Annotated in this window: 30 protein-coding genes; 11 read left to right on the top strand and 19 right to left on the bottom strand. The window is 58.7% G+C overall.

Annotated elements, in window-relative coordinates; genetic code table 11:
- The first annotated feature begins 102 nt into the window (after positions 1 to 102).
- Positions 103 to 654, top strand: coding sequence for a chalcone isomerase family protein (locus tag HNR03_RS30810; protein WP_405046103.1), 552 nt, complete (start codon positions 103 to 105; stop codon positions 652 to 654).
- 19 nt (positions 655 to 673) lie between these two features.
- Positions 674 to 1198 carry a DUF3833 domain-containing protein gene (locus HNR03_RS30805; RefSeq protein WP_259158088.1) on the top strand — a complete coding sequence of 175 codons (525 nt, stop codon included), beginning with the start codon at positions 674 to 676 and terminating at the stop codon, positions 1196 to 1198.
- A gap of 57 nt (positions 1199 to 1255) precedes the next feature.
- Here the strand turns inward: HNR03_RS30805 and HNR03_RS30800 are convergent, their stop codons facing one another.
- Positions 1256 to 1711 (bottom strand): VOC family protein, encoded by a 456-nt coding sequence (locus HNR03_RS30800; protein WP_222587458.1) that lies wholly within the window; start codon positions 1709 to 1711, stop codon positions 1256 to 1258.
- Between the two features lie 112 nt (positions 1712 to 1823).
- On the opposite strand from HNR03_RS30800, the gene HNR03_RS30795 reads away from it, so the two are divergent.
- Complete coding sequence (locus HNR03_RS30795) at positions 1824 to 2258, top strand: GFA family protein (RefSeq protein WP_259158085.1); 435 nt, start codon at positions 1824 to 1826, stop codon at positions 2256 to 2258.
- 27 nt (positions 2259 to 2285) lie between these two features.
- On the opposite strand, the gene HNR03_RS30790 is transcribed toward HNR03_RS30795, so the two are convergent.
- The 3 genes from HNR03_RS30790 to HNR03_RS30780 form a co-directional block, all read right to left on the bottom strand.
- A complete protein-coding gene (locus HNR03_RS30790; protein WP_259158133.1) occupies positions 2286 to 3176 on the bottom strand; it encodes a DUF2950 domain-containing protein in 891 nt (296 codons plus the stop codon).
- Between the two features lie 26 nt (positions 3177 to 3202).
- Positions 3203 to 4675, bottom strand: coding sequence for a DUF3300 domain-containing protein (locus HNR03_RS30785; RefSeq protein ID WP_259158083.1), 1473 nt, complete (start codon positions 4673 to 4675; stop codon positions 3203 to 3205).
- Positions 4676 to 4739: 64 nt separating this feature from the next.
- Positions 4740 to 5318: a hypothetical protein gene (locus tag HNR03_RS30780; protein ID WP_222587455.1), complete on the bottom strand. Its 579-nt coding sequence runs from the start codon at positions 5316 to 5318 to the stop codon at positions 4740 to 4742.
- A gap of 301 nt (positions 5319 to 5619) precedes the next feature.
- Here HNR03_RS30780 and HNR03_RS30775 point away from each other — a divergent pair, with 301 nt between their 5' ends.
- On the top strand, positions 5620 to 7407 hold the full coding sequence (locus tag HNR03_RS30775) for a SulP family inorganic anion transporter (protein ID WP_259158081.1): 1788 nt from the start codon (positions 5620 to 5622) through the stop codon (positions 7405 to 7407).
- Between the two features lie 91 nt (positions 7408 to 7498).
- Entirely contained in the window at positions 7499 to 7660 is a 162-nt protein-coding gene (locus HNR03_RS30770) for a DUF2986 domain-containing protein (protein WP_222587453.1), read from the top strand.
- Here the strand turns inward: HNR03_RS30770 and HNR03_RS30765 are convergent.
- The gene (locus HNR03_RS30765) at positions 7657 to 7920 is read right to left on the bottom strand and encodes a hypothetical protein (protein ID WP_259158079.1); all 264 of its coding nucleotides are present in this window, start codon (positions 7918 to 7920) and stop codon (positions 7657 to 7659) included. The two genes, HNR03_RS30770 and HNR03_RS30765, sit on opposite strands and share 4 nt — an antisense overlap.
- A gap of 184 nt (positions 7921 to 8104) precedes the next feature.
- On the opposite strand from HNR03_RS30765, the gene HNR03_RS30760 reads away from it, so the two are divergent.
- Positions 8105 to 8446, top strand: a complete 342-nt coding sequence (locus HNR03_RS30760) for a hypothetical protein (RefSeq protein ID WP_259158078.1) — start codon at positions 8105 to 8107, stop codon at positions 8444 to 8446.
- A gap of 107 nt (positions 8447 to 8553) precedes the next feature.
- On the opposite strand, the gene HNR03_RS30755 is transcribed toward HNR03_RS30760, so the two are convergent.
- The 7 genes from HNR03_RS30755 to HNR03_RS30725 form a co-directional block, all read right to left on the bottom strand.
- A complete protein-coding gene (locus tag HNR03_RS30755; RefSeq protein WP_259158076.1) occupies positions 8554 to 9618 on the bottom strand; it encodes an alpha/beta fold hydrolase in 1065 nt (354 codons plus the stop codon).
- Positions 9619 to 9840: 222 nt separating this feature from the next.
- Positions 9841 to 10269, bottom strand: coding sequence for a nuclear transport factor 2 family protein (locus HNR03_RS30750; protein ID WP_259158074.1), 429 nt, complete (start codon positions 10267 to 10269; stop codon positions 9841 to 9843).
- A gap of 1080 nt (positions 10270 to 11349) precedes the next feature.
- Positions 11350 to 11922 (bottom strand): chorismate mutase, encoded by a 573-nt coding sequence (locus HNR03_RS30745; protein ID WP_259158073.1) that lies wholly within the window; start codon positions 11920 to 11922, stop codon positions 11350 to 11352.
- A gap of 40 nt (positions 11923 to 11962) precedes the next feature.
- The gene (locus HNR03_RS30740) at positions 11963 to 12463 is read right to left on the bottom strand and encodes a PaaI family thioesterase (protein WP_259158070.1); all 501 of its coding nucleotides are present in this window, start codon (positions 12461 to 12463) and stop codon (positions 11963 to 11965) included.
- Between the two features lie 103 nt (positions 12464 to 12566).
- A complete protein-coding gene (locus HNR03_RS30735; RefSeq protein WP_259158068.1) occupies positions 12567 to 13259 on the bottom strand; it encodes an RES family NAD+ phosphorylase in 693 nt (230 codons plus the stop codon).
- Positions 13253 to 13657, bottom strand: coding sequence for an antitoxin Xre-like helix-turn-helix domain-containing protein (locus tag HNR03_RS30730; RefSeq protein ID WP_259158066.1), 405 nt, complete (start codon positions 13655 to 13657; stop codon positions 13253 to 13255). The genes HNR03_RS30735 and HNR03_RS30730 overlap by 7 nt, the downstream gene beginning before the upstream one ends.
- A 164-nt stretch (positions 13658 to 13821) precedes the next feature.
- Positions 13822 to 14748, bottom strand: a complete 927-nt coding sequence (locus HNR03_RS30725) for a universal stress protein (protein WP_259158064.1) — start codon at positions 14746 to 14748, stop codon at positions 13822 to 13824.
- A 291-nt stretch (positions 14749 to 15039) separates the two neighbouring features.
- On the opposite strand from HNR03_RS30725, the gene HNR03_RS30720 reads away from it, so the two are divergent.
- Positions 15040 to 15963 carry a universal stress protein gene (locus HNR03_RS30720; protein ID WP_259158062.1) on the top strand — a complete coding sequence of 308 codons (924 nt, stop codon included), beginning with the start codon at positions 15040 to 15042 and terminating at the stop codon, positions 15961 to 15963.
- Positions 15964 to 16016: 53 nt separating this feature from the next.
- On the opposite strand, the gene HNR03_RS30715 is transcribed toward HNR03_RS30720, so the two are convergent.
- A complete protein-coding gene (locus HNR03_RS30715; RefSeq protein ID WP_259158060.1) occupies positions 16017 to 16580 on the bottom strand; it encodes a GNAT family N-acetyltransferase in 564 nt (187 codons plus the stop codon).
- A gap of 221 nt (positions 16581 to 16801) precedes the next feature.
- Here HNR03_RS30715 and HNR03_RS30710 point away from each other — a divergent pair, with 221 nt between their 5' ends.
- Entirely contained in the window at positions 16802 to 17713 is a 912-nt protein-coding gene (locus tag HNR03_RS30710) for a universal stress protein (protein WP_259158059.1), read from the top strand.
- Here the strand turns inward: HNR03_RS30710 and HNR03_RS30705 are convergent.
- Positions 17703 to 18686: a zinc-dependent alcohol dehydrogenase family protein gene (locus HNR03_RS30705; protein ID WP_259158057.1), complete on the bottom strand. Its 984-nt coding sequence runs from the start codon at positions 18684 to 18686 to the stop codon at positions 17703 to 17705. The genes HNR03_RS30710 and HNR03_RS30705 overlap by 11 nt on opposite strands.
- A 24-nt stretch (positions 18687 to 18710) precedes the next feature.
- The gene (gene fnr / locus HNR03_RS30700; RefSeq protein ID WP_259158132.1) at positions 18711 to 19454 is read right to left on the bottom strand and encodes a fumarate/nitrate reduction transcriptional regulator Fnr; all 744 of its coding nucleotides are present in this window, start codon (positions 19452 to 19454) and stop codon (positions 18711 to 18713) included.
- 282 nt (positions 19455 to 19736) lie between these two features.
- Between fnr and HNR03_RS30695 the strand changes: the two genes are divergently transcribed.
- Positions 19737 to 20621 carry a universal stress protein gene (locus HNR03_RS30695; RefSeq protein ID WP_259158056.1) on the top strand — a complete coding sequence of 295 codons (885 nt, stop codon included), beginning with the start codon at positions 19737 to 19739 and terminating at the stop codon, positions 20619 to 20621.
- A gap of 37 nt (positions 20622 to 20658) precedes the next feature.
- On the opposite strand, the gene HNR03_RS30690 is transcribed toward HNR03_RS30695, so the two are convergent.
- Positions 20659 to 21084, bottom strand: a complete 426-nt coding sequence (locus HNR03_RS30690) for a potassium channel family protein (protein WP_222587438.1) — start codon at positions 21082 to 21084, stop codon at positions 20659 to 20661.
- 233 nt (positions 21085 to 21317) lie between these two features.
- On the opposite strand from HNR03_RS30690, the gene HNR03_RS30685 reads away from it, so the two are divergent.
- The gene (locus HNR03_RS30685; RefSeq protein WP_222587437.1) at positions 21318 to 21572 is read left to right on the top strand and encodes an Lpp/OprI family alanine-zipper lipoprotein; all 255 of its coding nucleotides are present in this window, start codon (positions 21318 to 21320) and stop codon (positions 21570 to 21572) included.
- A 78-nt stretch (positions 21573 to 21650) separates the two neighbouring features.
- Positions 21651 to 22571 carry a universal stress protein gene (locus HNR03_RS30680; protein ID WP_259158053.1) on the top strand — a complete coding sequence of 307 codons (921 nt, stop codon included), beginning with the start codon at positions 21651 to 21653 and terminating at the stop codon, positions 22569 to 22571.
- Between the two features lie 93 nt (positions 22572 to 22664).
- Here HNR03_RS30680 and HNR03_RS30675 read toward each other — a convergent pair whose 3' ends face one another.
- From HNR03_RS30675 to HNR03_RS30665, 3 genes are all read right to left on the bottom strand, one after another.
- Complete coding sequence (locus HNR03_RS30675; RefSeq protein WP_259158051.1) at positions 22665 to 23210, bottom strand: Hsp20/alpha crystallin family protein; 546 nt, start codon at positions 23208 to 23210, stop codon at positions 22665 to 22667.
- A gap of 491 nt (positions 23211 to 23701) precedes the next feature.
- On the bottom strand, positions 23702 to 23935 hold the full coding sequence (locus tag HNR03_RS30670; protein WP_222587434.1) for a hypothetical protein: 234 nt from the start codon (positions 23933 to 23935) through the stop codon (positions 23702 to 23704).
- Positions 23936 to 23958: 23 nt separating this feature from the next.
- Positions 23959 to 24456: a BCAM0308 family protein gene (locus tag HNR03_RS30665; protein ID WP_259158048.1), complete on the bottom strand. Its 498-nt coding sequence runs from the start codon at positions 24454 to 24456 to the stop codon at positions 23959 to 23961.
- Positions 24457 to 24737 lie beyond the last annotated feature (281 nt).

Genomic DNA, 24737 nt, shown 5'->3' with positions numbered 1-24737 from the left:
TGTTTTGTGCAAGATAGGCCTAAAAAGCCACCTGACGATGGCCACTTCAGCACGTTGGTATAACTTTTAAAGGCGCCTATTGAGTCATATCGAGGGCTTCGCATGACTATGCAGACGGGCCGCTTCATCCGCCACGCGATCTGTTTTGTTCTGATGCTCCAGAGCGCAGAACTGCTTGCTGACTGGCGCGAGGCTGTTCCCAATGCTCATCGGTTGGGGTACGGGGAGATGCGCGTATTCGGGTTTTCCATCTACAGCGCGCAGTTCTGGAGCTCACGCCTCGTTGCCGGTGAAACGCTGGATGCCGATGTGCCCTTTGCGCTGGAGCTGACCTACCGTCGCGCTATCAGTCGCGATGATCTGGTTGAGGCCAGCATCAAGGAAATCCGTCGTCTGTCGCCCAACACTCCGAATTCAGAGCTGATGGCTCGCTGGGAGTCGGAGATGTCCAAGGCGTTTGTCGATGTGCGTGCCGGCGACCGCATCACCGGAGTTTATATGCCTGGAGAAGGCGCACGTTTTTACGTTGGTGAGCACCTTCAGCATGTGGTGAGGGACGTTGCGTTCGCCAAAGCCTTTTTTGCGATATGGCTTGACCCCCGAACACGCAACCCGGAACTGCGCGCCCAATTGCTGGGCGTAGCTCAACCCTGAGACCGTTGAGGAAATGCACATGTTGAAGATAGGCATATTGCTGCTTTGCATTGGCCTTGCAAGTTGCAGCCAAGTGGATGTGCACACCTACAGTCAGGAGAAGCCCGCGCTTGAGTTGCGCGAATTCTTCGAGGGCCGGGTTGAAGCCTGGGGGATGTTTCAAAAGCGTTCTGGCTTGGTCGCCAAACGCTTCCACGTGGAGATCAATGGCCACTCCGAAGGTAGCAAGCTGATACTCGACGAATCATTTACGTACAGCGACGGTACCCAGCAAAAACGCGTGTGGACATTAACCCCGGTTGGCTCCAGTCAATGGCGCGGAACCGCTGGCGACGTGGTGGGCGAGGCGCTGGGTGAGGTGGCAGGCAATACGCTGCGCTGGAACTATGTGCTGAGCCTGCCGGTGGATGGCAAGGAGTATCAGGTTCAGTTGGACGACTGGATGTACCTTATGGACAAGAACACCATGATCAATCGCTCGTTCATGTCCAAGTTCGGGGTGGAGGTAGGCCAGATCACCTTGTTCTTCCGCAAGCAACCTTGATTCAAAAACAGACTGCGCCGCTTTTGGCCGTTTATTGCCTGTCGCGCCGGGCCTTCCTCAAACAAACGCCGCCTCGATAAACGCCTCCAGCGCCTCATCTTCCAAAATCTCGATAGAGAAATGCCCGAAGCGCTTGGGTAGCCAGATGATGCGTGTTCCAGAAGGAGACTGCAGATTCTCACGGGTCAATGGCGCGCCGTTTTCGTCCTCGGGCTGAACGCCGGCGATGATCAATTCGTCATAGGCTTTCTCGATGTCTGGCGTCGAGTAGCAGTGGCGGTAGATCATTCCTTCGCCCGATGAGTCCATCAGCTCTTTGAGGTTTCCCGCCAACGGTTGTACCAGCATGAAACGCTCTTGACCGATCAATGCAATTGCATAGCGCACGTGCAGGCCACCGCGTTCCCAGACCAGTGTTTTTGAGATCCTCGCGTTCAATATCTGCGCGTAGTAGGCACAGGCTTCTTCGAGATCCTTGACCAGTACATCGACGTGACTGAACTTCAGTTCCATTGCATGCCTCCTGCTAAGCCTGCGTCCATGGTAAATATGTCGCCTACCGCTGTTTCAATAGCAAAGTTCTACGGGAAAGGCACCGATAACTTGGTTTTCAAAGGAGATATTCATGGCATCAGGACAATGTCTTTGCGGGTCTGTACGCTTTTCCCTCGCGGTTGAACCACGATTTTTCTATCGCTGCCATTGCAGCCTGTGCCGCAAGCAAACCGGGGTCGGCCATAATCTCGCGACGCTGGTCAACGCTCGCGATTTTAGGTGGGAAGAGGGGCAAGAAGTGATCGCCAGTTGGCGTAAACCCAGCGGGTACAGAAATGACTTTTGCTCGCAATGTGGCTCGACCGTGCCCAATGTTCTTCGTGAAACGCCTTACTTCTGGATTCCGCTTGGGCTTCTCGATGTTCAGTCGAACATGGCGTGTGTCGGCGATTTCTGCACCGATGATGCGATGCCATGGGATGAACAGCGCTCGGAAAAAAGCCATCCCGCAGCCCCGGACTCACTTGGGTTCCTTCTGCGTGAACTCCAGGTCGATGTTGATTGAACCGCAAGTTTGCGGGATCAGAATCCATCAATGCTTCTGATCTTCGGTAACCTCCTGCCAGCTGTCATCTGGATCAAAAAGCTTCATCGACTGCGCCACTTTATTACCCTCGGGTCCCAGGTCTTTCTCAAAGACCTGGCCATCGTGACTGATCATGAAGCTCATGACGCCGGTGTCAGCGTATTTTGCCGGCCAGGCGATCAGCGCAAAGCCACGGCTCATTTTGTTGCCGATGAGGTAGCTGTAGGCGCCACCCGGTGCCGAGGGGCCTTGTCCCTTGAGGATACGGAAGTGGTAACCATGCCAATCCTCCCCGGCGATGGTTTTGCCGAACAGGGGGCCTAATGGACTGATCTGACCACTGTCGTCGTCCGCCCAATAGAGTCCGTCGTGCGTGCCGGGTGTGCTGAAGATGTTCTGCGCATATTCGAGTGCGCCGTCACCGTTATGATCCACTAACGCGTAGTCCATCTGGGCGTCGTGATAGGTCATCGCCGATTGCATCGCGGCGAGTTCGTTTCTGCCGATGCGACGTGCACGGATTTCGGCGTCACCGGCCTTGATATCGAAGCGCCAACCGTTCCCGGTTTTTATCAGGGGAATCGGCAGCGTCCATTGATCGTTACCGACAGACAGAATGGCCTTGCGGTCGCTAGGTTTTTCGATCTTGTGCTGTTCGTGATACAGCTTCAAAAAAGCATCCACGTCACTGCGCTGCACGCCACTTCGCGGGATGAGGCTGCGCCATTGATCACCCAGCAACTCTGTCAGACGGGCCTGATCGGCGTGCTCCGTACCCAGCGCTTCGACGAACGCTTCAGCAGCCTTTTCCGGCGTTGGAAATGCCTGCTGTGCCGCCGCCATGCACGACCACGCCAAGCTGACGATCATCGACAGGATCAGCGGGAGCAAACCCATGAATGCTGTCACTCGAGAATGGTTTTTCACCGCCGGCCTCCCGATCTTTGTCGCATGGGGGGACTGGATGGCCTGCTGATCTGGTGGCCAGCCGATCGCTGGGCACTGGGGCGCCGCGCGGATGCCTCGCTGGTTCGACCGCGGGCGGCTTGTGCGCTGGTCTGGGACGGTGAGCGCGCACCGGCGAATGCGTTGTTGCGGGCACTGCCCGCCGTACTGGCCGGTCGATTTTGCGTGCCTTGGCGCGCCTGCGAGGAGTCCTGCCTGCGTTGATTTGTCTGGGCGGTCTGGTGCCTGGGTTGCTGGTTTTCCCGCGTGTTTCGTGCAGTGCCTTGGCTGCGGTCAGACGCCTTGGGTCTGTCGGCACCGGCTTGCATGCGATTGCCGGCTGAAGGTGTGGACTGAGCTTTGCGCGCTTGATCACGGGCCTGGCGATTACTGGTGGCGGGTCGTTCGATACCGTATTTGTCCATTGAACCGCGGGCTTTTTCGCGAGCCTGGGCTCGTTGGGCATTGTCCCCTCGAAAGGCCTCACGCTGAGTGGCCCCGTTGAGTTGTCGGCCGTATTGTTCACGGCTGCGGCTGTCCCGATAGGGAACGCCATCGCGATGGGCGGAGTTGTGCTGCCACTTGTTCTGATTCTGGGTGATCTGGTTGTTGCGATTGATGTTGTTGTAGCGGTTGACGTTGATATCGACGTCGTTATTGCCCCAGTTACAATTGCCCCACAACGAAGCGACGATCGCCACACCGGTACCAAACGCCAGCCCGGCCACCAATGCCGAACCGGGGTAATAAGCGGGCGGCGGTGGATAGTACGTGGGCGGCGACGCTGGATAGGCCCAGGTGCCATAGGTTGTTGTCGGGTTATAGCTGGGTACGTACACCACTTGCGGATCGGAAGGCTGAATGATGATGGTGGAAGTGCTGCTGGCCGGAGCCGGAGCCGGCGCTGTGGAGGAGGGGGCCGGCGGCGCCAGGTTCTGAACCGTCACATTCTGATATTGGTTGCTCTGGAGGTTGCCTGCGGCCTGCGCCTGATGACGCAACCGCTGCACGCCCCCCATGACATCATCCGGTTGCGCCAGGAAGGCATCGCCCAGGCGCTGCACCCAGACGGGATCCTGTCCCAGCGTTGCCAACACCTGTGGGAAGGCGACCAGCGCCTGAACGCTCGGATCCCAAGGCTGACTGGCCACCTGTTTGACCGCATCATCGCCTTTGGCGTCCGGATGCGCTTTTGACCACGTCACCGCTTCGGCGATTTCCCCCGGGTACGTGACAGCCATCAGCACCTGCGCCAGCAGTGGGTCCGGGTAAAGCGCGATGGGCGCCAGCATCTGATCCAGCTGTTCCTGAGTAAACACCGCATCTTTGGCCGCTGCCGTCACGGGCGCTGTACCGGCCGCGTTTGCCGGCGCCTCCAATGGCTGCGCCAGGCACCAGGGTCCACCTAGAAGCAGCACCGCTGAAACCGCGTAAACCAATGAAATACGCATCGCTCCACCCTCATGCGGTCATGCAGACCGTATTCTTTGACGCCTGTGTTGTCCGCCTACGTTGCTAGCGTGAGGTTTTGACATGCATGACTTCGGTGTAAACAGCGTTGATTGTCTGACCCACCTGGAGCTTCTTCATTCGGGCCTGGAGCTTGGGGTCTTCGACCTTCATGACCCTCGCTTGGCCTTCGGGGGGAAGCAAAGTCACTTCATGCTTTTTCAAGTCGATGTGAGTGATCTTCGAAGTGACCTTGACCCGGCGAAACGCCTCGCCGCCCGGATTGGGATTGTCTTTGCCGGCGCGCACGGTCGTTGATTCGTTGCTGATACCTGGCGCGTTGTCGAGATTGGTGTCGAGCGTGTAGGCGACTGTGCGAATGACATGGATGTCGACCTTGTCGCCGACTTTCAAGTTGTGCAGTGCCTTGGCTTTGTCCGTGAGTTGGAGGGGCATCGGACTTTTATCGGCGCCTTCAATGGTGATCTGATAATTCGCCGGATCGACGGCCAGCACTTGGGTGACGATGTGACCTTCCATCGTAGTACTGCCCAACGGCACTTCAGCGGCCCGGGCTATATAGCCGGCAGTGGGGATGAATGAGGCAAGAGCCACAGCGTAGGCAAGAACGCGGATCGGTTTCATGAGCCTGCTTTTCCGTGTGATGGCCGGCAACGCAGCGCGACGGATTTCGGGTCAGAGCGCTTTGCACCTAGGTCAAAGCATAGACAGTGATTGCCAATGTGTTTGATCACTCGGACCGTGGATATTCATGTTTCCTAAGTGTTGCTTAGGCTAATTCGAACTGGACGATATGCCGAAACAGCAGAACAGACGAAAGTCGGCACCTCTACTTTTATTTGTAATGTGGAACTAACGACTAAGCTCTTTCAGATCGCTGTTACCGGCGCATCGAACTGTCTGGCCATGGCAAAAGGCAAGTCGTATGAGTGATTCGCAGACGTCGCCTCCCGTTCCGGAACCCGGCCGCATTGCGCGTAGCCGCACAACCAAGCCCTCTGGCTGGAGTCGTTGGCTGCCCGGGTTACAGACGTTGCGCAGCTACAAGATGGAATGGTTGCCGCACGATATCGTGGCCGGACTGGTACTGACCACAATGCTGGTGCCCGTCGGTATCGCCTATGCGGTGGCGTCGGGGTTGTCGGGCATCTACGGCCTGTACGCGACCATCGTTCCTTTGCTTGCTTATGCCTTGTTCGGACCCAGCCGCATTCTGGTTCTGGGGCCTGACTCGTCGCTGGCAGCGGTCATTCTCGCTGTGATCCTGCCCCTGTCCGGGGGCGACCCGCATCGTGCAATCGCCCTGGCGGGCATGATGGCGATCGTCTCCGGGACGGTGTGCATCCTGGCGGGGGTAGCGAGGCTGGGTTTCATCACCGAGTTGCTGTCCAAACCCATTCGCTACGGCTACATGAACGGCATCGCACTGACAGTACTGATCAGCCAATTGCCGAAGTTATTCGGCTTCAAGATCGAATCCGATGGACCCTTGAGAAATTTGTGGGCGATTGCCAGCGCGGTGATAGCTGGGAAAACCAACTGGATCACCTTCATGATCGGCGCCGTCACCCTGGTGGTGATCCTGGCCCTCAAGAACTATAAGCGCGTACCGGGCATTCTGATCGCCGTGGCCGCCGCCACCCTCGTCGTTGGCATGCTCGACCTCGCCGCACGCGGCGTAGCAGTCCTCGGCACACTTCCACAAGGCCTGCCTTCGCTCGTCATTCCCTGGATCACCCGCGCCGATATCGTCCCGGTGCTGATCGGTGGCTTTGCCGTTGCGCTGGTGTCGTTCGCCGACACCAGCGTGCTGTCGCGGGTCTACGCGGCGAAAACCCAAACCTACGTCGATCCGAACCAGGAGATGGTCGGTCTCGGCGTCGCCAACCTCGCCGGCGGTTTTTTCCAGGGCTTTCCGATCAGCAGCAGCTCGTCACGCACTCCCGTCGCCGAAGCGGCGGGCGCCAAGACCCAACTGGCCGGCGTCGTCGGTGCGCTGGCAGTGGCCTTGCTGTTGGTGGTGGAGCCCGATTTGCTGAAGAACCTGCCGACCAGCGCACTGGCGGCGGTGGTGATCGCATCGGCCATCGGCCTGATCGAGATCACCGACCTGCGGCGCATCTACCGCATCCAGCGTTGGGAGTTCTGGCTCTCGATTGCGTGTACCGTTGGCGTGGCGGTATTCGGCGCGATCGAGGGCATTGGCCTGGCAATCGTCATCGCCGTCATCGAGTTTCTGTGGGATGGCTGGCGTCCCTATTCGACGGTATTGGGGCGCGCCGAAGGTGTCGAAGGCTATCACGACATCACGCGTTATCCCGATGCGCAGCTTATTCCCGGCCTGGTGCTGTTTCGCTGGGATTCGCCGCTGTTCTTTGCCAACGCCGAGCTCTTTCATGACCGGGTGCTGGACGTCGTGGCGGCATCGCCAACGCCGGTACGCTGGCTGGTCGTGGCGGCTGAGCCGGTCACCAGCGTGGACGTGACGTCCGCCGACATGCTGGCCGAACTCGACGAAACGCTGCACGCGAGCGGCATCAAGTTATGCGTGGCCGAGATGAAGGATCCGGTGAAGGACAAAATGAAGCGCTTCGGGCTGTTCGCTCGCCTCGGCGAAACGGCGTTCTTTCCCACGATCGACACGGCGGTCAGCGGCTATCTCCAGACCCTTCGTGGGAAGGGGCTGGAAGGGAAGGGCGAGGACCGTGAATAGGCGTTCACGACGAGCGGTGATGGAGCTGTGGTTATTTGGTCCGATTTCTTAAGCTGGTATCATTCGGGCACTTACACGCCGAGCAAAAAACATGAACCGTCGTAAAAAGATCACGCAGTTATTAAAGGCTCACGCAAAAAAGGCCAGTGCCAAATTGGCACCCGCCAGCAAGTCGAAATACATCAGTAAGGCTGACCGACTGAAGCTGGCTGCTGAAACCAGTCAGGAAACAGACAATTCCTCCGAGAGCTAATCCTGGCTAGCTTCCGAATACGTGCGCAGCCACGTATTAGCCACCCGTCGATCCAACTCCTCCCAATCCGCCATGCCCAGCACCCGCGTGGTGTTCAACCCGCGCAAATAACCACGCAATTGATTGGCGGTGTCGCGCACGAGCTCCGGTTCGGCCGCTGTTTCGCCCAACAGCACGCTTTCGTATTGGGTCAGGTAATCGGCCACCCGCTCACGAAAGTCTGGCAGAACGGCGTCGCGGATCAGGTCAAAAGTTCTCAAGGTGAGATCCTCACTAAGGTCATTTCCAGTGGTGATTGATTGTGCATTCTCGTGCGCGGCGCACAACTATCGTTAGAAGTAATAGTGACCATTACCAAACGCAAGTTCTGCTTTGCCGTCAAACGTCGGAAAATCGCCTCCACTGGCTGAAACAACCGAACTTTTAATTTTCAGGATGAGAACGATGCGCGCTTTATTCGTCCCTGCCACGGCGTTTGCCTCTTTGTTGCTCGCCGGTTGTGCTTCTGCACCGAATGATCCGACCCTGACCTTGCAAACCCGCAAGACGCCAGCGCAGTACGCCGATTGCGTCGTGCCGAAATTGCAGGGCAGCGCGTTGAACCCGACGGTTTCGCAGACTCAACGCAGCTACCGCATCGTGGTGCCGAGCAAAGTCTCGGCGGATAACGTGCTGGAAGCCTACAAGGCCGGCAGCGGTGGCAAGGTGTTCATCTACGAGCGGCATTTGCTGGCTTCCAACTTCCTGCCTTCGAGTTTTGAACGTGCCGCACAGGATTGCATCTGACCCAGGCTGCGCATCGTTTTTTTATCGAGCTCCTTTGGTTGGCCGCAACCAACCAATTTTTTGCCCCGCAGCCCAGTTGGTTGCGGGGCTTTTTTTTTGTGTGCGCTTCAGAGGTGGTCCGCATCAATGATCGCCTTGGCGAACGCCTGCGGATCTTCTTGTGGCAGGTTGTGGCCGATGCCGCCGTTGATCAGCCGGAACTCGTATTTACCGGTGAAGCGCTTGGCGTAATCCTCAGGAGCGGGATGCGGTGCACCGTTGGCATCGCCTTCCAGGGTGATGGTCGGCACGCTGATGGACGGCGCCGTGGCCAGTTTCTGTTCGAGCGCTTCGTACTGAGGCTCACCCTGGACCAAGCCCAGGCGCCAGCGGTAGTTGAATACCGTGATGTCGACGTGATCGGGGTTTTCCAGTGCCTTGGCGCTGCGGTCGAACGTGGCGTCGTCGAACGCCCATTTCGGCGAAGCCAGTTGCCAGATCAACTTGGCAAAGTCGTGGGTGTTTTTCTCGTAGCCGGCGCGGCCACGGTCGGTGGCGAAGTAGAACTGATACCACCACTGCAGTTCAGCCTTGGGCGGGAGCGGGTTCTTGCCGGCCGCCTGGTTGCCGATCAGATAGCCGCTGACCGAGACCAGCGCCTTCACCCGTTCTGGCCACAGCGCCGAAACGATGTCGGCCGAACGCGCGCCCCAGTCGTAGCCACCGAGCACGGCTTGTTTGATCTTCAGCGCGTCCATGAAGTCGATGACGTCACTGGCCAGCGCGGCCGGCTGGCCATTGCGAACGGTTTTGTCCGAGAGAAAATGCGTATCGCCATAACCCCGCGCATACGGCATCAGCACGCGATAGCCTTTGGCGGCCAGTAGCGGTGCAACCTCGTCATAGCTATGGATATCGTACGGCCAGCCGTGCAAAAGAATCACCACAGGCCCATTGGCCGGGCCTGTTTCGGCATACGCCACGGTCAGCAGACCGGCGTTGACGTGCTTCAGCGGGCCGAACGGAGAGGGTGTTGCTTGGGCGGTGTCGGCCTTGATCGCGGTTGGTTGTGCGGCGGCGGACGTTTGTGCGTGGGCCGCACCGAGAACGCCGAACAGGGCGAGCGCCAAGACCGACGAGCCGATCAGACGGCCTTGGGGTATAGGGTTTTTGTTGTGCAATGCCATCTTCATGGTGATGTCTCCGTCGCATGCCATTGGCCAGGGGTTCCGGCTGAGCCCCTTGAAACCTTGCATGCATTTGAACCCGGTGACGTATCTGGCCTGTGTCGAATCGCAGGCCAGGTGAAAACTCATGTATCAAGGGAATAGCGAGACACACTGTGATACACAGCCGGAGGTACCGGGTTTTGCTGTCCGGCACTGGTATTAGCAGCCTGGGACGCTGTCAGGACATCAGGTTTTGCTGGCCACCAGGTAAGCGCCCAGGCGTTGTCCCATTTGTTCGCCCAAGGCTTGCAGGGCACTGAACGGGCGGACCATGACTTCGAACTCGACGATTTTTCCCTGTTCGTTGAACCGGATCATGTCGATGCCTTTGAGTTCTTTGTCTCCGATTTTGGCGCTGAACTCCAGGACCACGTTCAGGCCGTCTGCTGTCGACAATTCGCGGTGGTAGGCAAAGTCTTCGAATACGTTGACCACTGTGTTGAGAATCATCGATACCACGGCGGCTCCCGGATAAGGCTTGTGTGCCATTGGTGAGCGAAATACTGCTTGTGGGTCCAGCAAGCCGGGCAGGTCGCTCAAGTCACCCTTGCGGATCATGTCGTGCCACTGTTTCAGGGATTGCGCGGCATTGGGGTGCAGTTTCGGTTCAGACATTTTCAACTCCTGTTGTTTGGCGCGAGGCATTCATAGTGCATTGGCGGTTTTGTGCAGGCACTAAACATAGCTGAAACAAAAGCCCGGCGGATGGGGCCTTGATGCGGTTCGCTTAAAAAGTGTTTTTGGGGTTGGGGACATATCCGTTTTTGGGGTAACGGCGGCTATTGGTTCCGCCCTGACGGCGGGTTACTTGGAAGAGCGCCAAGTAACCAAGCGCCTGCGCCCCTGACGTACGGTGCCTCGCCTAGGCTCGGCATTCCCTCACTCCGGTCCTGCTCCGTGGGCCCGCCGCCATCGGCCATCCATGGCCGGGGGCGGCTAACCCGGCATCCATGCCGGGTTGCCCACTACGCAGAACCTGCGTTCGGCCTTCCGACGGAGCAGATCAAGATCAAGATCAAAAGCTGAAGGCGAGCTAACGCTCGACCTGAAGAGTGGTGAGGAGCAAAAGCTGCGCGCCGATCTGCTTTATGTGGGAGCGAGCTTGCTCGCGATGCTGTTGATCGTTCCCACGCTCCGCGTGGGAATGCATCCCGTGACGCTCCGCGTCACCATCGCGCAAGACTCAAGCCCCGCGTCGACAGCGGAACGCAGAGCGTCCCCGGCGGCATTCCCACGCGGAGCATGGGAACGATCAGGACGCGCAAGCGTTGAAGAACCAGGTCGGCCCGTAGGCCGCCTCGCTTGGCTTTGGCACTGCACGCCCCCTCGTGAGGCCGAGCGCAGGTTCTGCGCAGTGGGCAACCCGGCAAGGATGCCGGGTTAGCCGCCCCCGGCCATGGATGGCCGATGGCGGCGGGCCCACGGAGCAGGACCGGAGCGAGGGCATGCCGAGCCTTAGCGAGGCACCGAACGTCAGGGGCAAGAGCCCTTTGGTTACTTTGGGGCTTTTCCAAAGTGACCCGCCGTCAGGGCGGAACCAATAGCCGCCGTTACCGCAGAAACGGATATGTACCCAAAACCAACCCCACCCCCACCTCAAAACAGCGAACAACATCAGGCGGATAAGGCCAGGCTTGTTGTTGGTCCAAGCTACAAACCTATCCCTTCAGCCAACACGCCGTTCGATCAAAGGGCTCACTGACTCGCGACACACAACTCGCCAGTCGCACGAATCAGGGCCTGCCCATGCAATTGATCCTTGATCAGACGGGCTCGCGCCTTGCCCAGCCAACTCGGGCAATTCGGATCCTTGCGATAGGCGGAAAAGTCGGCGTACTGCTGCAACAGACGGTTTTGCAACTCATCCAGCTGAGGCCGGATCTGCCCGGCGAGGTCAGGCCGTGGGGTGTCCGGCGCCTTACCCGCCGCTTGCCATTGCGCAAGCAGCCCGTACTGCACCAGTTTGTTGGCCTCTATCTGCGCGGCGATCAGCTCGGCGACCTCATCCGGGTCGAGTTTACGGTCAACGGCCATTTTCCTGGCATTGGCGATCACTTGCGCCTCTCGTGCACTGTCCTGAATCGGCTTGCCACTGTCCCACTTGGTCAGCGCCACAAGGTCGCCGATGTTCAAGCGCTCGTTCATCGTGACCAGCAGCGGCTGCAAACTGTCAGGTGCAGAGGAGGGCGTACTGGCCTGTGTGCTGCACGCGAATAAACCGAGCAGGGCGCAGGTCAGCAGTTGCGATAAATGCGGGAAGCGGGGCATGGACAACCTCTTGGGCTCACGATTCACAATCAAGGGCGATTTATTCAGGCTTTACGCGCGCACTGTCTGCCAATTGCGCGGCATCTACGCGAACGAAAACCGAGTCGCCAATCGCCGTGAGTACGTCCCCGGCGTAGACCTCGCAAATAACCCGACTCTTGCGTCCGACCTCACCTTCCACTTTCGCACGCAAGGTCAGCGGCACACCCATCGGTGTCGGTTTGATGAACTTGATGCCCAGGTTGCCAGTAACGCAATTGATGCGCGGAAGGCTTGCCGCGCCGCGGTTTTCCATCCGGTAGTGATAGGCCATCGCCGTCCAGTTTGAATGGCAATCCACCAGCATCGCGATCAACCCGCCGTACACCAGGTCCGGCCAGCCGCAATACATGGCGTCGGGCGTGTGTTCGGCCATGACGTGGATGCCGTCTTCATGCCAGAAGCTCTTGATGTGCAGCCCGTGCGGGTTGCTGCTGCCGCAGCCATAACACACGCCTTCGGGCGCCGCGGTGTCTTGCAGGGAAGTGTCGAGTGCGGACATGCCTTTGATTCTCCTTGATCGTGTGAACCCAATCTGGCGGATATTAACGCGACAGGCAGGTTTTGGTCATTGGGGGGATGGCGTCCCGTTGAGCTTGCCGTGCTCAGGCTTCGCTGATCTTGCTGACGCTGGTGATCTGGCCGTTCCAGACCATCTCGTAGTGCGCTGCCTGAATGATCGATAAGACCGGTTTCGGTGTCATCAGCGCCCAGCAATAACTGCCTTGCATCCTCACGGACCGATAGCGCAGGCCGGGCACGCCGGATTCTTTGACTGAGCGCCCGAGCCGACGGGAATGGGTGTAATCGTCAGGCGCGTACACAGGATCGGTCAGCGCAATGGGTGCAGCGTCTTTCATGTCTGTGTCGACAAAGCTGCAGGACAGCCCGCGAAAAACGAAGCGCTCATAGTTGAGGCTCGGCACATTCGACCAATACAGGCTTTGGTGATGACGGACTTCGGCCAGTGCCGTTTCCAGGGTGTCGGCCAGGTACAACACCCCGAAACTGCCATCGCTGAACCGCGAACCGGCCGGGTTGACGTGGGTGAACGGCGCGGTGGCATAGGAGCAGCCCGGAATGCCGAACGGGATCTGATCGCGCGGGATCCACTCCAGATGACCCACTTCATTTTTCAGCCTGGGGTTGGTCAGTGCCTGAATCTGGTACAGGGCTTCAAACGCCTCCGCGTCCGCCACGTCGTCGAACAACGCCACGGGTGGATACTTGGAGTTGACCAGTCGGTAGGCCTGTAGGCGCTCTCCGGCACACGCTGTCAGTTGGTTGATTTCTACCATTGCGCGCCACGCAGCACGTCAATGCGCCGGAAGGTTTCATACAAGGAAATCATGTCGCCCTGCGCCATGATCTCGAGCGGGCTGCGGCCGTTGAAGAACTCGTTGTGATTGGCCATCGACGGGAACCCGTAGACGTTTTCCGGGTTATCGAAAACCAGGCGCAGGGCGGCATGGATGTTGAGTACAAAACTGATGCGCTGCATCTGGTCCGCGTCCAGGGACACCGTCCATTGCGCATCGCGCTGCCGGGCGCGGGTGTAGGTGCTGCGGGAAATGCGCAGGATGCGACAGGCCTGGTCGCTGGAGGCGTGCCATTTGTCGAGTATGCCGACGGCTGCACGCAGACCCGTGACGCACTGGGTCTTGGTGAGTGCTTGTGCCTGGAGGGGGACTGCCATGTTCGATATCTCTCGATGACTCCGTAGAGTCAAAACTATCCATATTGAATCTGTAGAGCAAGTCTGTATCGACCAATGGGCAGGAACGGTGGTTGTTTCCAGATGAATAAATCAAAAAGGGCTGCCTTGATAGGGCTGCCCTTGTTGATTTGCGCCACGTTGTATCAATCGGCGAGTTCTTGCGGCGAGACCACCCAAACGCTGCAAGGCATTTTATAGAGCAGATGTTCGACCGTGCTGCCAATCAAGCGGCCCAAGCCACGGTGGCCAACCCGTCCCATGACGATCACGTCGACGTTGTAGGCATCGGCATAGCTGGCCAGGACCTTGGCCGGGTTGCCCATGACCATGTGGCGCTGCTCCGGTGGGATGCCGTTGCGCTCGGCCAGTTCGTTGAAGGCTTCGCCCTGGGCGTCGAACAGGGTCTTGGCGGTTTTCGAGGAGAAGAATCTGTTGGCGTCGCCAAAACCGAATTCATCGGCACCGATCGACGACAGGTCGTAGGCGTAGACCACGTCGAGCTGGGCGTTGCACGCGGTCGCCAGCTTCACCGCTTCATGCAGGATGCGGTCGTTGAAGCCTTCGTATTGAGCGTCGCGATGAAACGGGTCGACCGCCGCAACAATCCTGCGCGGCAACGCATGCTGCATATGACTGACAAAGTGCAGCGGCACCGGGCATTCGCGCAGCAGATGGATATCCAGGGGCGTAAACATCATGCGCGAAAACGCCGTTTCATGTTCCAGCGCCTTGATCAGCAGGGCCATTGGCTGCTCTTTGAGGTGAATCAGGATTTCCTTCAAGGGATTTCGGACCCAGACCACTTCGGTGGTGACGGTCACGCCGATTTTGCGCAACGGCCGAGCCTGTTCTTCCAGCCATTGGCGGTGGCGTTCGAGGTAACCGAGGCGCATCTGTTCCAGCGCCTGCTCGTTGACCAGGCCTGCGGTTGCCAGGCCTTCCAGGTAATCGAAGGCCACGATGTGCAGCGCGGCATCTTCTGCCTTGGCCAGTGCGGCAGCGCGGTCGAATGCGGGGCTGTTTTCCATCAGGGGTGAGACGACCAGCATGAAACGTGATTGCTCGGACATGACAATGCTCCCTTGGCGCACAGAAACTGGCCGAAATGGCCACGAGGGTTGGATGGGGCGTGTACCTGAAAGCAAGGTTGCCGCCGCCGTTGCCGTCGCCGCTTGATCTTTGTCAACCCGATGCGGTGTGCCGGGAGACGGCACGACGCGTGGTTGTCGGATGGGGTTTGAAGTATCCGCGCTTGATGAAAAGGGACGGCGAAACTGATAAAGATCAACTGGTCCGGGGCTGGGAGCGTGCAATCTGAAACTCTACTGACCCCAGCCGATGACTGCCTGTCGAGGTGCCCCATGTCGCAGACTCAACGCTTACTGTTAATTGCTCCCCCAGCCATGACCCGCACGCCGGCGTTCGACCGGGCCGCCGCGTTGGCGCACGCGATGCAGATGCCGTTGCACATTGTGGCGTTCGATTATTTGCAGGCTCTGGCGGTCGCTGGCCTGTTCGCCCCCGAACAAATCAACCTGGCCCGGGAAGGGTACTTGCAGACCCATCGGAAATGGCTCGCCGAACAAGCCGGTTTGATCGGCCGGCACGGGGTCGATGTCACCAGCGAGGTGGTCTGGGTGCAGCATCCGTATGAGGAAATCCTGCACTTCGTCAACGAGATGTCGCTGGCGCTGATCATCAAGGACGCCCAGGAAGAGTCGGCGCTAAAACGGGTGTTTTTCACGCCGCTGGACTGGCAGTTGCTGCGCGATTGTCCGGTGCCGGTGCACTTGGTGACCAATGCCCTCAATCCCAAGCCACGCAACGTCCTCGCCATCGTCGATGTATTGCGCAGCGAAGACCAGGATCGGGTGTTCAACGACCAGATTGTCGACGCCGCCGCCAAGCTGGCAGCCCTGTGTGATGCGGGGCTGGACCTGCTGCATGTGTATGACTGGACGGCGGTGTATGCCCAGGACATGGGCTTTGGCGCATTGCCGCTGGCCACCGGTATTTATGAAGCGTTGGGGACGGCTCAGAACGATGCCTTTGCGGCCCTCGCCGAACGTCATGGCGTGCCTCCAGCATCCCGGCACTTCATCGAGGGCTCACCGTTGACCAGTATTTGTGACTTCGTCGCCGAGCATCACACGGATGTCATTGTCATGGGCACGGTGCAGCACAACAAATTGAACATCCTGTTGGGCACCACGGCAGAGCAATTGCTGCATCGCGCGCCCTGCAGTGTGCTGGCCATCAAGCCAGGCAAGACGCTGCAATCCTGAAAACTGGATCGCCCCGCGATGAACCGTTGGCCTGAACATCGCGGGGCGATTTTTTACAGGTAAAGACGGTGAATGACCTGATGGCTGTCATCTGGGTCATTGCTTGTCTGGAAACCCAGCGCCTTGGCCAGGTCACGCATCGGTGTATTGCTGGAGGCATCCACCGAATACATCTGGGTAAAACCATTTTTGCGTGCGGCCTTGATCAGATGCTCCATCAGCAATGTTCCCAGGCCCAGGTGCGTCCACTCATCGGCGACCGTCACGGCGCATTCGCATTCTTTCTCGGCCGTGGCGGCGTAGCGGCTGACGCCGATCTCGATCAGTTGGCCGTTTTCATGGGTCAGCGCGACGTAGGCCATCCGCTGTTTGTTGTCGGTGTCCATCAGCTGATTGAGCATCGAGATGCCGGGCTCGTTGATCTGGGCGAGAAAACGCATGTGCCTGGACTCGGGGGACAGCCGTTTGATGAAGGCGTATTCACGGTCGCGGTCTTTTTCCGACAGCGGCCGGATCAGCACATGGCGACCATCCTTGAGCGATTCGATCCAGTGTTGTCCGGTGACTGCGGCGTAAGCGGCTGCGGCCCGTTCATTGTGGTCTTTGACAGTCAGCATGGGGTGATCCTCCATCCGGTTTGAAAGGTGCGCGGTGGTGAACCGTACAGTTCAGTCCTTTCTACGCCCATGGCCGGGCCTGAATCTGATCTGGATCAGAGAGTCGTGACGCAGGAGGTTCATTGACCTGTATTTGATGTAAATCAACCTGGAAGAGGGGGCAACGCGCGCACGCTTGGAACCTGCCGGTCCTGCGACCGCCGTCGAACTCGAGGTGTGTGATGGGTCAATATCAACGTTTGTTGCTGGTCGCCGACCAAACCCTGCATCAGTCCCCGGCCATGCTGCGGGCGGTAGCCCTGGCCAAGGCGAGCGGTGCAGTGCTGGCCGTGCGGGCCTTTGTCGAACCGGCACCGGTCGTGCATTTGTGGGAAGAGAAAATCGACGATGCACGGTATCAGGGGTATTTGCGCCGTTACCGTCGCTGGGCCGCCGATGAGCTCGATAGACTCAATGATATGGGGCTGGACGTGACGGTCGAGGTGGTTTTTACCACGCATCCGCTGCTGGATATCTTGAAAATGGTCGAAGACCTCAAACCCGACATGCTGATCAAGGACGTGACCCTGGAGCCGATGCTGAAACGGGTGTTCATCACACCGCTCGATTGCCATTTGCTGCGCGAATGCCCGGCCCCGGTGCATCTGGTCAACCAGACCCGTTACGGCTTGCCGCACCGCGTCGTGGCGGCGGTGGACCCGTTCGATCCTTCCACCCAGATCAACGGTTTGAATGACACCATCATTCAGACCGCGAACGCCTTGGCCTTGCAATGCGATGCCCCACTGCACCTGCTTTACGCGTATGACTTGTCACCAGCCTTCAACGGCGATGCGCCACTGGCCGGTGGAGGCTGGACCGTGGACTTTATCGAGGAACTGCGCGAGTCCTTGCACCTGGCGTTTATCACGTTGGCCGATCGCTACGGCATACCGCCGGAGCGGCGGCATTTCATCATGGGGTTACCAGTGCCCGTGATCCACGAGTTTGTCGAAGAGTACGTGGCGGATGTCGTGGTGATGGGCACGGTGCACCGGGTGGGGATCGACCGGTTCATTGGCAGTAACACCGAACGGGCCCTGTATTCGGTGCCGGGCAGCATCCTCGCCGTCAGGTCCCCGGTCAGGGGGTAAGCACGATGGCGCCCTTGAACTGGCCGGCTCGCAGGCACGCCAAGGCCTGATTGGCCTCGGCCAGGGCAAAACAGGTGACGTCACAGTGCACGGGCGTGTGCTCCAGCTCCTGGAAAAACGTGGTGCCGTCTTCACGGGTCAGGTTGGCCACCGAACGAACGCTGCGCTCGCCCCATAGCAGCCGGTAAGGAAATGCGGGAATGTCGCTCATGTGAATGCCGGCGCAAATCACGCAGCCACCCTTGACGGTGACCGCCAGTGCCAGCGGCACCAGCGCGCCGACAGGGGCGAAAATCAGGCTGGCATCGAGCAGGTGTGGCGGTGGCTGGTCCGAAGGCCCGGCCCATTCGGCGCCCAATGAACGGGCATAGGCCTGACCCTCGCTGTCATCCGGGCGAGTGAACGCATAGACCTTCTGCCCCCGGCCACGCGCCACCTGAATCGCCAGATGCGCCGCCGCACCAAACCCGTAGAGGCCCAGATGGCGCGTGCCCTTGGCCATTTGCAACGCCCGAAATCCGATCAGCCCGGCACACAGCAGCGGTGCCGCCTGAACGTCCGAGAGCCCCTCGGGAATCGGGAAACAGAAGCGCCGGTCGGCAACCGTGTACTCGGCATAACCGCCGTCCAGATGACAACCGGTGAACTGTGCATGATCACAAAGGTTTTCCCGGCCCGAGGTGCAGAACACACATTCACCGCAGGTCCAGCCCAGCCATGGGACGCCCACTCGCCGACCGATCCAGTCGGGCGTGACATCGGCTCCGACTGCTGTGACCACGCCGACGATTTCATGCCCCGGCACTCGCGGCAGCACCGCTTGTGGCAACTCGCCGTCCACAAGGTGCAGGTCGGTGCGGCACACGCCGCAGGCCAGGACTTTGATCAGCAGTTGCTGCGGACCGGGTGTCGGCACCGGGCGTTCCTGCTGTTGCAGCGGCTGGCCGGGCCTGTGCAAAACCATGGCGCGCATGATGATTCTCCGGCGTCAGGGGGGTCAGCTTTGGTGGCGATGACAACCGGCGACCAACTGCTTGAGCCCATCCATGTTCAGGATCTTGACGTCGCGGCCGGATATTTGCGCCAGCCCCTGATCCCGCAGGTGCGCGATGCCCCGGCAGATGGTTTCCAGGCGCAGGCCCAGGTAGGAGCCGATTTCCTCGCGGCGCATTTTCAGGACAAATTCCCGGGATGAATACCCGCGCTGGTTCAGTCGTTGCGACAGGTTCAGCAGAAACGCGGCCAGGCGCTCATCGGAGTTCATGTTGCCCAGCATCATCAGCATGTCGTGATCGCGGACGATTTCACGGCTCAATATCTTGTTCAGGTTGTGCTGCAGTGAGGGCAGTTCACTTGCGAGTTTTTCCAAATGAGCGAAGTGGATAGGACAGACTTCGCTGTCTTCCAGCGCGTAGGCATCGCAGGTGTGCCGCTCGGTGCTGATGGCGTCCAGACCGAGCATTTCGCCGGGCATCTGGAACCCGGTGACCTGCTCCCGGCCATCGAGCGAGAGCACGCAGGTCTTGAACGAGCCGATACGCACGGCGTACAGCGAGCGCAACGGGTCGTCTGCGCGATAGAGTGCGGCGCCTTTTTTGACTTTGACGCGTTGTACGATCAGCGTGTCGAGCTGCTCGATTTCCGGGCCGGAGAGGCCTAACGGCAGGCACAGATCCAACACGCTGCAGTTGGAGCACGCGGCCTTGAGATGATGGTCTCGATACGAACGAGCGTCAGGCATGTTCATATAGCCCTCGGTGTCAGCTTATAAAGCATAGTTTCCTGTGCGTCGCAGGTAAGGCTAATTGGTCCCATGGACAAGGGATTTAGACGAATGGATCCATGCTCGGCAGTGTCGCCCCCCCGCGCCCGAAGGCCCTCGCACCGATTCCACGGCTTGGACACTTGAGGTAAATCAAGTTCTGCCCGGTGCCAGACTCGCACAATCACCCCATGTCGATCAGTGGATCGACCCGCGCTGCTGGGCAAACGGGTCGAACGCTCACCTGTCTGGAGGTCAATCATGAGTCAGTATCAACGTTTGCTACTCATCATCAACCCGGCCCTGCGCCAGTCTCCGGCAATCAACCATGCGGCGGCGCTGGCCAAGGCCAGCGGTGCGAATTTGCATATTGCCGCCTTGATTCCTTCCTTCAAATTGTTGTCGCTGCTTGAAGAAGGAGACCGTGACCAGGCCCGGGAAGTCTATCGGCGTGACCATGAGGACTGGCTCAAGGCACAGGCCCATACGTTGCGTGGCAGGGGCATTGAGGTGACCACACAGGTGACCTGGGCCGATGACCTGTCGCAAGACATCCTCGATCACGTCACGCAATTGCAGCCCGACCTGCTGCTCAAGGAAGTGCAGCATGAATCGGTGCTCAAACGCGCCTTCTTCACCCCGCTGGACTGGCGATTGCTGCGTCAATGCCCGATACCGGTCTACCTGATCGGAGCCAGCAGCTTTGCCTTGCCGCGCAAGGTCGTGGCGGCGGTGGAAGTGTCGGATACCGGGTCACCGGACGAGGCGCTCAATGACCGGATCATCGAGCAGGCTTGCGGCCTCGCCCTGCAGTGTGATGCCGAGTTGCATCTGCTTTATGCCTGCGATATTTCCGCGGCTTTTCTGGCAGACATGGGTGGACTGACGCTCGCGGACCTCACCAAGTCGCTGCGCAGAGACCTGGAAAAATCGTTCCTGCATTTAGCCGCTCGATACGGCGTGGGCTCGGACCGTCGACATTTCATACAGGGCCACCCCGTCACGGCACTGAGCGACTTCGCCAGCGAGCATCAAGTGGATGTGATCGTGATGGGCAAAGTCCAGTCCCACGGAGTGGACAAGCTGCTGGGCAGCACCACCGAGCATATTTTGTATCAGGTGCCTTGCAGCGTCCTGGCGGTCTAGAAAGGCGTCGAAGAAGGGCCCGGGTGCGCGGGGGCGGTTATTTGCGCTTCCAGTATTTCTGCATTTCGAGAAACAGAAACGAAGCCGTCCAGGTAATCAATACCAGCCCCGTCAGGGCTTCCAGGCCGGTCAGGTATTTGAGGTTGCCCACCGGTGAAATATCGCCGAAGCCGATGGTCGTGTAGGTGGTGAAGGAAAAGTACACGCAGTCCATGAACGAGCCATCGAAATTGCCGATCAGGGTTCCCCATTCGCCGGAACGTGCCATCAGGTAATAGGCCAGCGCGAAGCACCAGACTTCTATCGCGTGGGCAAGCAGGGCACCGAAGACCCCGGCGACAATCCGAAAGCGGCTCCAGATCTTGAGCCGCGGCAGCCAGTCGTTCAGCCGTAAAAGGCATTCGTAATGGTTCACCACGACGATGACGACCACTAGCGTGTTGATCAGCGTGACTGCCAGCATGGTGAGCCTCCAGCGGTATCGGGGCGAGCTTCATCAGCATCGGCGGTGGACGTGTCCATTTCTACCCCAGGGCGGCTGAAAGTCATTGAGCTACATCAACAAGGCTTCCATGAGCGGGCGTCGCAGGAACAAAGTCTCTGAGAGTTTGTTGACAAAAATCAGAGCCCTCAGGGGATAACGCCAGATACTTGAACAAAAGCTTTCGAGTCGCATTAAATCCAGGGAGCACCGTCATGAACAAGCGCTTGTCCTTTGCATTACTGAGCATCCTGTTAGCTGCGACTGCCGGTTGCAGTCACCGGCAAACTCAGGAATTCGAGGCGCGGCTCGAATCCGCTGAAAGCAACGCCGCGACGGCAGGACATCGCGCCGATGAGGCGATGGTGAAGGCGCAACAGGCGGCGCAAGCGGCCAGCCAGGCGCAACGCACTGCCGATGAAGCCAATGTTCGTGCCAGTCGGATGGCGGAAAAGTCGACTCGAAAATAAAGGAACCGGTTTGCAGGACATCCGCCAACAAAGGATTGGCGGCAAGGCAGGCAAGGTATTCCGAGGACGAGGTAGGTCATGCTGAAACTCAAGCGGATCCTGTTGATCGCCCCCTCCGAAATGAACCGCACCCCGGCGTTCGACCGGGCGCGCGCACTGGCCTGCGCCTCCGGGGCTTTGTTGCACATCGTCGCGTTCGACTACGTGCAGACACTGGCGCTGGCCGGGTTGTTCGATCACGACGCAATGGCCCAGGCCCGGGAGGGCTATTTGCAGGTGCATCGCCACTGGTTGGAGCAGCAAGCCCGGTTTCAGCGATGCACCGGGGTGCAAGTGACCACTGAAGTGGTGTGGGCCAAGTCGAATCTGGCGCATGTGCTTGAGTACGTGAATGACTTCCATGCGGATTTGGTGATCAAGGACACCCAGCAGATTCCGGCCCTCGATCGCGCCTTCCATCGACCTCTGGACTGGCTGTTGCTGCGTGACTGCCCGGCTCATTTGCATCTGGTGACTGACCCCAGGAATCCCAAGCCGTCGAAGATCCTCGCGGCCATCGATCTTTCACACCTGGAAGACCTCACGCATGGGCTCAATGACCGGATTCTCGACCTGGCCTCGACATTCGCAGCCTCCTGCGATGCGTCCTTGCACCTGCTCAACGTCAGCAACTGGTCGGTGATGGGCGACGCTACCCAGAGCGTGCCGACACAGAGCCTGAAAGCCAGTCTGGGCGACGCCGTCACCGATGCCCAGACAGAAGCCTTCGAGGTGCTGGCCGAGCGCTACGGTATCGAACAAAAACGTCGACATCAGCTCAGAGGTATTCCTCACAAGGTGATTACACATTTCGCGCAACGCAATGCCTTCGACATGGTGGTGATGGGCGCGGTCTACCAACGCGGGATTGACCGGTTCATCGGCAGTACCGCCGAGAGTGTGTTGAACCGCGCGCCCTGCAGTTTGACCATCGTCAAGCCGTTGCCCTGGCTTCAGTGAGAGAACATCGCGTCATCGATCCGCCTGCTACGCCATCAAGCTGATAAAAAAAGCCCCCGCCGGTTTCCCGGCAGGGGCTGGACTTGCAGGGTTTCACTCGCCTTTGATCGGCACAACCTTGTCGGCTTTCATGGCCTCAGGTTTTTTTGGCAACGAGACGTGCAGCACGCCTTTGCTGAAGCTCGCTTCGATCTTCTCGGGATCGACGCCTTTGGGCAGGTTGAACACCCGTTCGAACGAGCCATAGTGACGCTCGCTAAGGTGATAACCCTTCCTTTTTTCTTCCTTATCCTCTTTCTTCTCCCCTTTGATGATCAGGCTGCCGTTGGACAGTTTGATCTCGATGTTTTTTTGGTCCATGCCGGGCAGTTCGGCTGAGATCTCGTAGCTTTTGTCTTTCTCGGTGATGTCCACCGCAGGCAGACTTTGGCCGGTCAGCTCCAGTGGCCAGAATGGCTCGACATCGAACAGCCCACGACTGAAGGGGGAAAGTCCCCGGCCGCGACCAAAGTCCGAGAACAGTTGATCGACCTGTTGCCGGAGTTTTTCCAGAGGTCGCCAAAGGTCTGCTGTCGTCATAGGGTGCTGACTGGCTTTGTCTTCAGTCGTTATCGGCATTTTTTTCACGGAATTGCTCATGTTTACTCCTCCTCTTGGATTGAGGGCGGACGGCGAACATTTTGCTGCACTCCACCCTGAAAGAATAAAAAGCAGGTCCTGGCCTTACAAGATCAGTGGCCCGGTCCACAGCCTCCAGCCGACGAAGACTACCGCCGCCCCGATAGATGACACTCCCGTGTCGGGGGCATGGAGCGGTTGGCCCTGAGTTTCTGCATCCCTCGAATGTCAGGGTGCGGCTGCTGACTTTACTGTCGGCGAGAATGTCCAGGAGCCGTTTGATTTAGATCAGAAACAGGGCAAACGTTGAGTGCCTTGGGGGACAAAGGTCAGTGCTGGCCGGCGTGGTTGACTTGGCTGCTGGGGGCGGCGATGTGTGCGACGGTCGTTGGTATCGCGCTGCATTTCACTGATGTCGAATCCTTCCCTCGATTGCTGATGGAGCGTCACCCCTTATCCCGTCGTCATGCTTTACGCACGTGTTGGCCGACCCTGGGTTATGCCTGGCGCTGTCATCGATTGGCCTTGTCCCTGAACCGCATCCATTCCTGCCAGGCTTGCCGGTATTTTTCATCGGCGCGTTTTTTCGCTTCGGAAAACTTATGCATGGTCGGCGCCGAAATGGGCTCGTTCAACAATGCGTAGGCTTGATCGTTCAGTTGGTCGGCTTCAAAAAACAGCGCGGCGATACTGTCGTTCGATTCGAAGTTGGCAGCGTGCTGTATGGCTGAATGATTGTTGGTCATGGTCGTACTCTTTCTGAAAGCACCTATTCGTCACGTGTCCAGTGGATGCTCACCCCGTACTGATCCTCGCTGTACCGGTAATCGGATTTGCCTTTGAAAGCACCTTCCAGCGCATGGCCCAAGCGATTCGCGAGATGGATGCCGGTCGTGGTCACGATCAGGTCATCCCCGGAGTCGGTCAGCTTGATGATGCGCTCCAGGGCATGCTCGGCTTTTTCAGTTTTCTCGGTGTGTTCCACCAGGTGGATGATTTCATTTCGATGCTTTTGCGAGAAGCTCCCCGACAGCGTGAGGGTGCCCGCTGGCATGTTGTCCGCGATGCGTCGGCAGGCTGGGCAGGTGGTTTCTTTCGCGTCATGCACCACGGTGTTTTCGGGACGATTCCAGGTCCAGTTCCCGGCTTGATACACCGCGCCACACTGCGCACAAACGGCTGAGCCTTCAACTCGCTGCAAGCAATAGGGGTCATGGGTGGAGGTTTTGAACAGCTTGTCTTTCTGGCTCTGTTGATACTTGTCCATCGTGTTTTTCCTCGCCCGTTGAGATGAAAATAATCCACGTTCAGCAGCGACCGACACTCGGATTTTCACCGTGGATTTCATGACTTTATTGGGGCCCGGTTTCTTGGCGTTGGGATTGATTTTTGTCAATTCCGAGGCGCGAGCTGACAGTCGGTCTTCCTGAGGCTACAGGCGGCCGAAGGGTCGGGGGACCCTGTAATTTTGTTGATAAAAGTCAACGTGGAGCCGGCCATTCCATAGAAGCATTCCAGCATGCAGTTGTTATACAAATGGCGAGGAGT

The sequence above is a fragment of the Pseudomonas sp. JAI111 genome, assembly GCF_024809425.1.
Taxonomy (GTDB): domain Bacteria; phylum Pseudomonadota; class Gammaproteobacteria; order Pseudomonadales; family Pseudomonadaceae; genus Aquipseudomonas.
This window is presented reverse-complemented; position numbering and strand designations above follow the sequence as displayed.

Bases quoted from the DNA above. Each gene is read 5' to 3' on its own strand.
- HNR03_RS30810 (WP_405046103.1), top strand. From the start codon at position 103: ATGACTATGCAGACGGGCCGCTTCATCCGCCACGCGATCTGTTTTGTT.
- HNR03_RS30805 (WP_259158088.1), top strand. From the start codon at position 674: ATGTTGAAGATAGGCATATTGCTGCTTTGCATTGGCCTTGCAAGTTGC.
- HNR03_RS30800 (WP_222587458.1), bottom strand. From the start codon at position 1,711: ATGGAACTGAAGTTCAGTCACGTCGATGTACTGGTCAAGGATCTCGAA.
- HNR03_RS30795 (WP_259158085.1), top strand. From the start codon at position 1,824: ATGGCATCAGGACAATGTCTTTGCGGGTCTGTACGCTTTTCCCTCGCG.
- HNR03_RS30790 (WP_259158133.1), bottom strand. From the start codon at position 3,176: ATGGGTTTGCTCCCGCTGATCCTGTCGATGATCGTCAGCTTGGCGTGG.
- HNR03_RS30785 (WP_259158083.1), bottom strand. From the start codon at position 4,675: ATGCGTATTTCATTGGTTTACGCGGTTTCAGCGGTGCTGCTTCTAGGT.
- HNR03_RS30780 (WP_222587455.1), bottom strand. From the start codon at position 5,318: ATGAAACCGATCCGCGTTCTTGCCTACGCTGTGGCTCTTGCCTCATTC.
- HNR03_RS30775 (WP_259158081.1), top strand. From the start codon at position 5,620: ATGAGTGATTCGCAGACGTCGCCTCCCGTTCCGGAACCCGGCCGCATT.
- HNR03_RS30770 (WP_222587453.1), top strand. From the start codon at position 7,499: ATGAACCGTCGTAAAAAGATCACGCAGTTATTAAAGGCTCACGCAAAA.
- HNR03_RS30760 (WP_259158078.1), top strand. From the start codon at position 8,105: ATGCGCGCTTTATTCGTCCCTGCCACGGCGTTTGCCTCTTTGTTGCTC.
- HNR03_RS30755 (WP_259158076.1), bottom strand. From the start codon at position 9,618: ATGAAGATGGCATTGCACAACAAAAACCCTATACCCCAAGGCCGTCTG.
- HNR03_RS30750 (WP_259158074.1), bottom strand. From the start codon at position 10,269: ATGTCTGAACCGAAACTGCACCCCAATGCCGCGCAATCCCTGAAACAG.
- HNR03_RS30745 (WP_259158073.1), bottom strand. From the start codon at position 11,922: ATGCCCCGCTTCCCGCATTTATCGCAACTGCTGACCTGCGCCCTGCTC.
- HNR03_RS30740 (WP_259158070.1), bottom strand. From the start codon at position 12,463: ATGTCCGCACTCGACACTTCCCTGCAAGACACCGCGGCGCCCGAAGGC.
- HNR03_RS30735 (WP_259158068.1), bottom strand. From the start codon at position 13,259: ATGGTAGAAATCAACCAACTGACAGCGTGTGCCGGAGAGCGCCTACAG.
- HNR03_RS30730 (WP_259158066.1), bottom strand. From the start codon at position 13,657: ATGGCAGTCCCCCTCCAGGCACAAGCACTCACCAAGACCCAGTGCGTC.
- HNR03_RS30725 (WP_259158064.1), bottom strand. From the start codon at position 14,748: ATGTCCGAGCAATCACGTTTCATGCTGGTCGTCTCACCCCTGATGGAA.
- HNR03_RS30720 (WP_259158062.1), top strand. From the start codon at position 15,040: ATGTCGCAGACTCAACGCTTACTGTTAATTGCTCCCCCAGCCATGACC.
- HNR03_RS30715 (WP_259158060.1), bottom strand. From the start codon at position 16,580: ATGCTGACTGTCAAAGACCACAATGAACGGGCCGCAGCCGCTTACGCC.
- HNR03_RS30710 (WP_259158059.1), top strand. From the start codon at position 16,802: ATGGGTCAATATCAACGTTTGTTGCTGGTCGCCGACCAAACCCTGCAT.
- HNR03_RS30705 (WP_259158057.1), bottom strand. From the start codon at position 18,686: ATGCGCGCCATGGTTTTGCACAGGCCCGGCCAGCCGCTGCAACAGCAG.
- fnr (WP_259158132.1), bottom strand. From the start codon at position 19,454: ATGCCTGACGCTCGTTCGTATCGAGACCATCATCTCAAGGCCGCGTGC.
- HNR03_RS30695 (WP_259158056.1), top strand. From the start codon at position 19,737: ATGAGTCAGTATCAACGTTTGCTACTCATCATCAACCCGGCCCTGCGC.
- HNR03_RS30690 (WP_222587438.1), bottom strand. From the start codon at position 21,084: ATGCTGGCAGTCACGCTGATCAACACGCTAGTGGTCGTCATCGTCGTG.
- HNR03_RS30685 (WP_222587437.1), top strand. From the start codon at position 21,318: ATGAACAAGCGCTTGTCCTTTGCATTACTGAGCATCCTGTTAGCTGCG.
- HNR03_RS30680 (WP_259158053.1), top strand. From the start codon at position 21,651: ATGCTGAAACTCAAGCGGATCCTGTTGATCGCCCCCTCCGAAATGAAC.
- HNR03_RS30675 (WP_259158051.1), bottom strand. From the start codon at position 23,210: ATGAGCAATTCCGTGAAAAAAATGCCGATAACGACTGAAGACAAAGCC.
- HNR03_RS30670 (WP_222587434.1), bottom strand. From the start codon at position 23,935: ATGACCAACAATCATTCAGCCATACAGCACGCTGCCAACTTCGAATCG.
- HNR03_RS30665 (WP_259158048.1), bottom strand. From the start codon at position 24,456: ATGGACAAGTATCAACAGAGCCAGAAAGACAAGCTGTTCAAAACCTCC.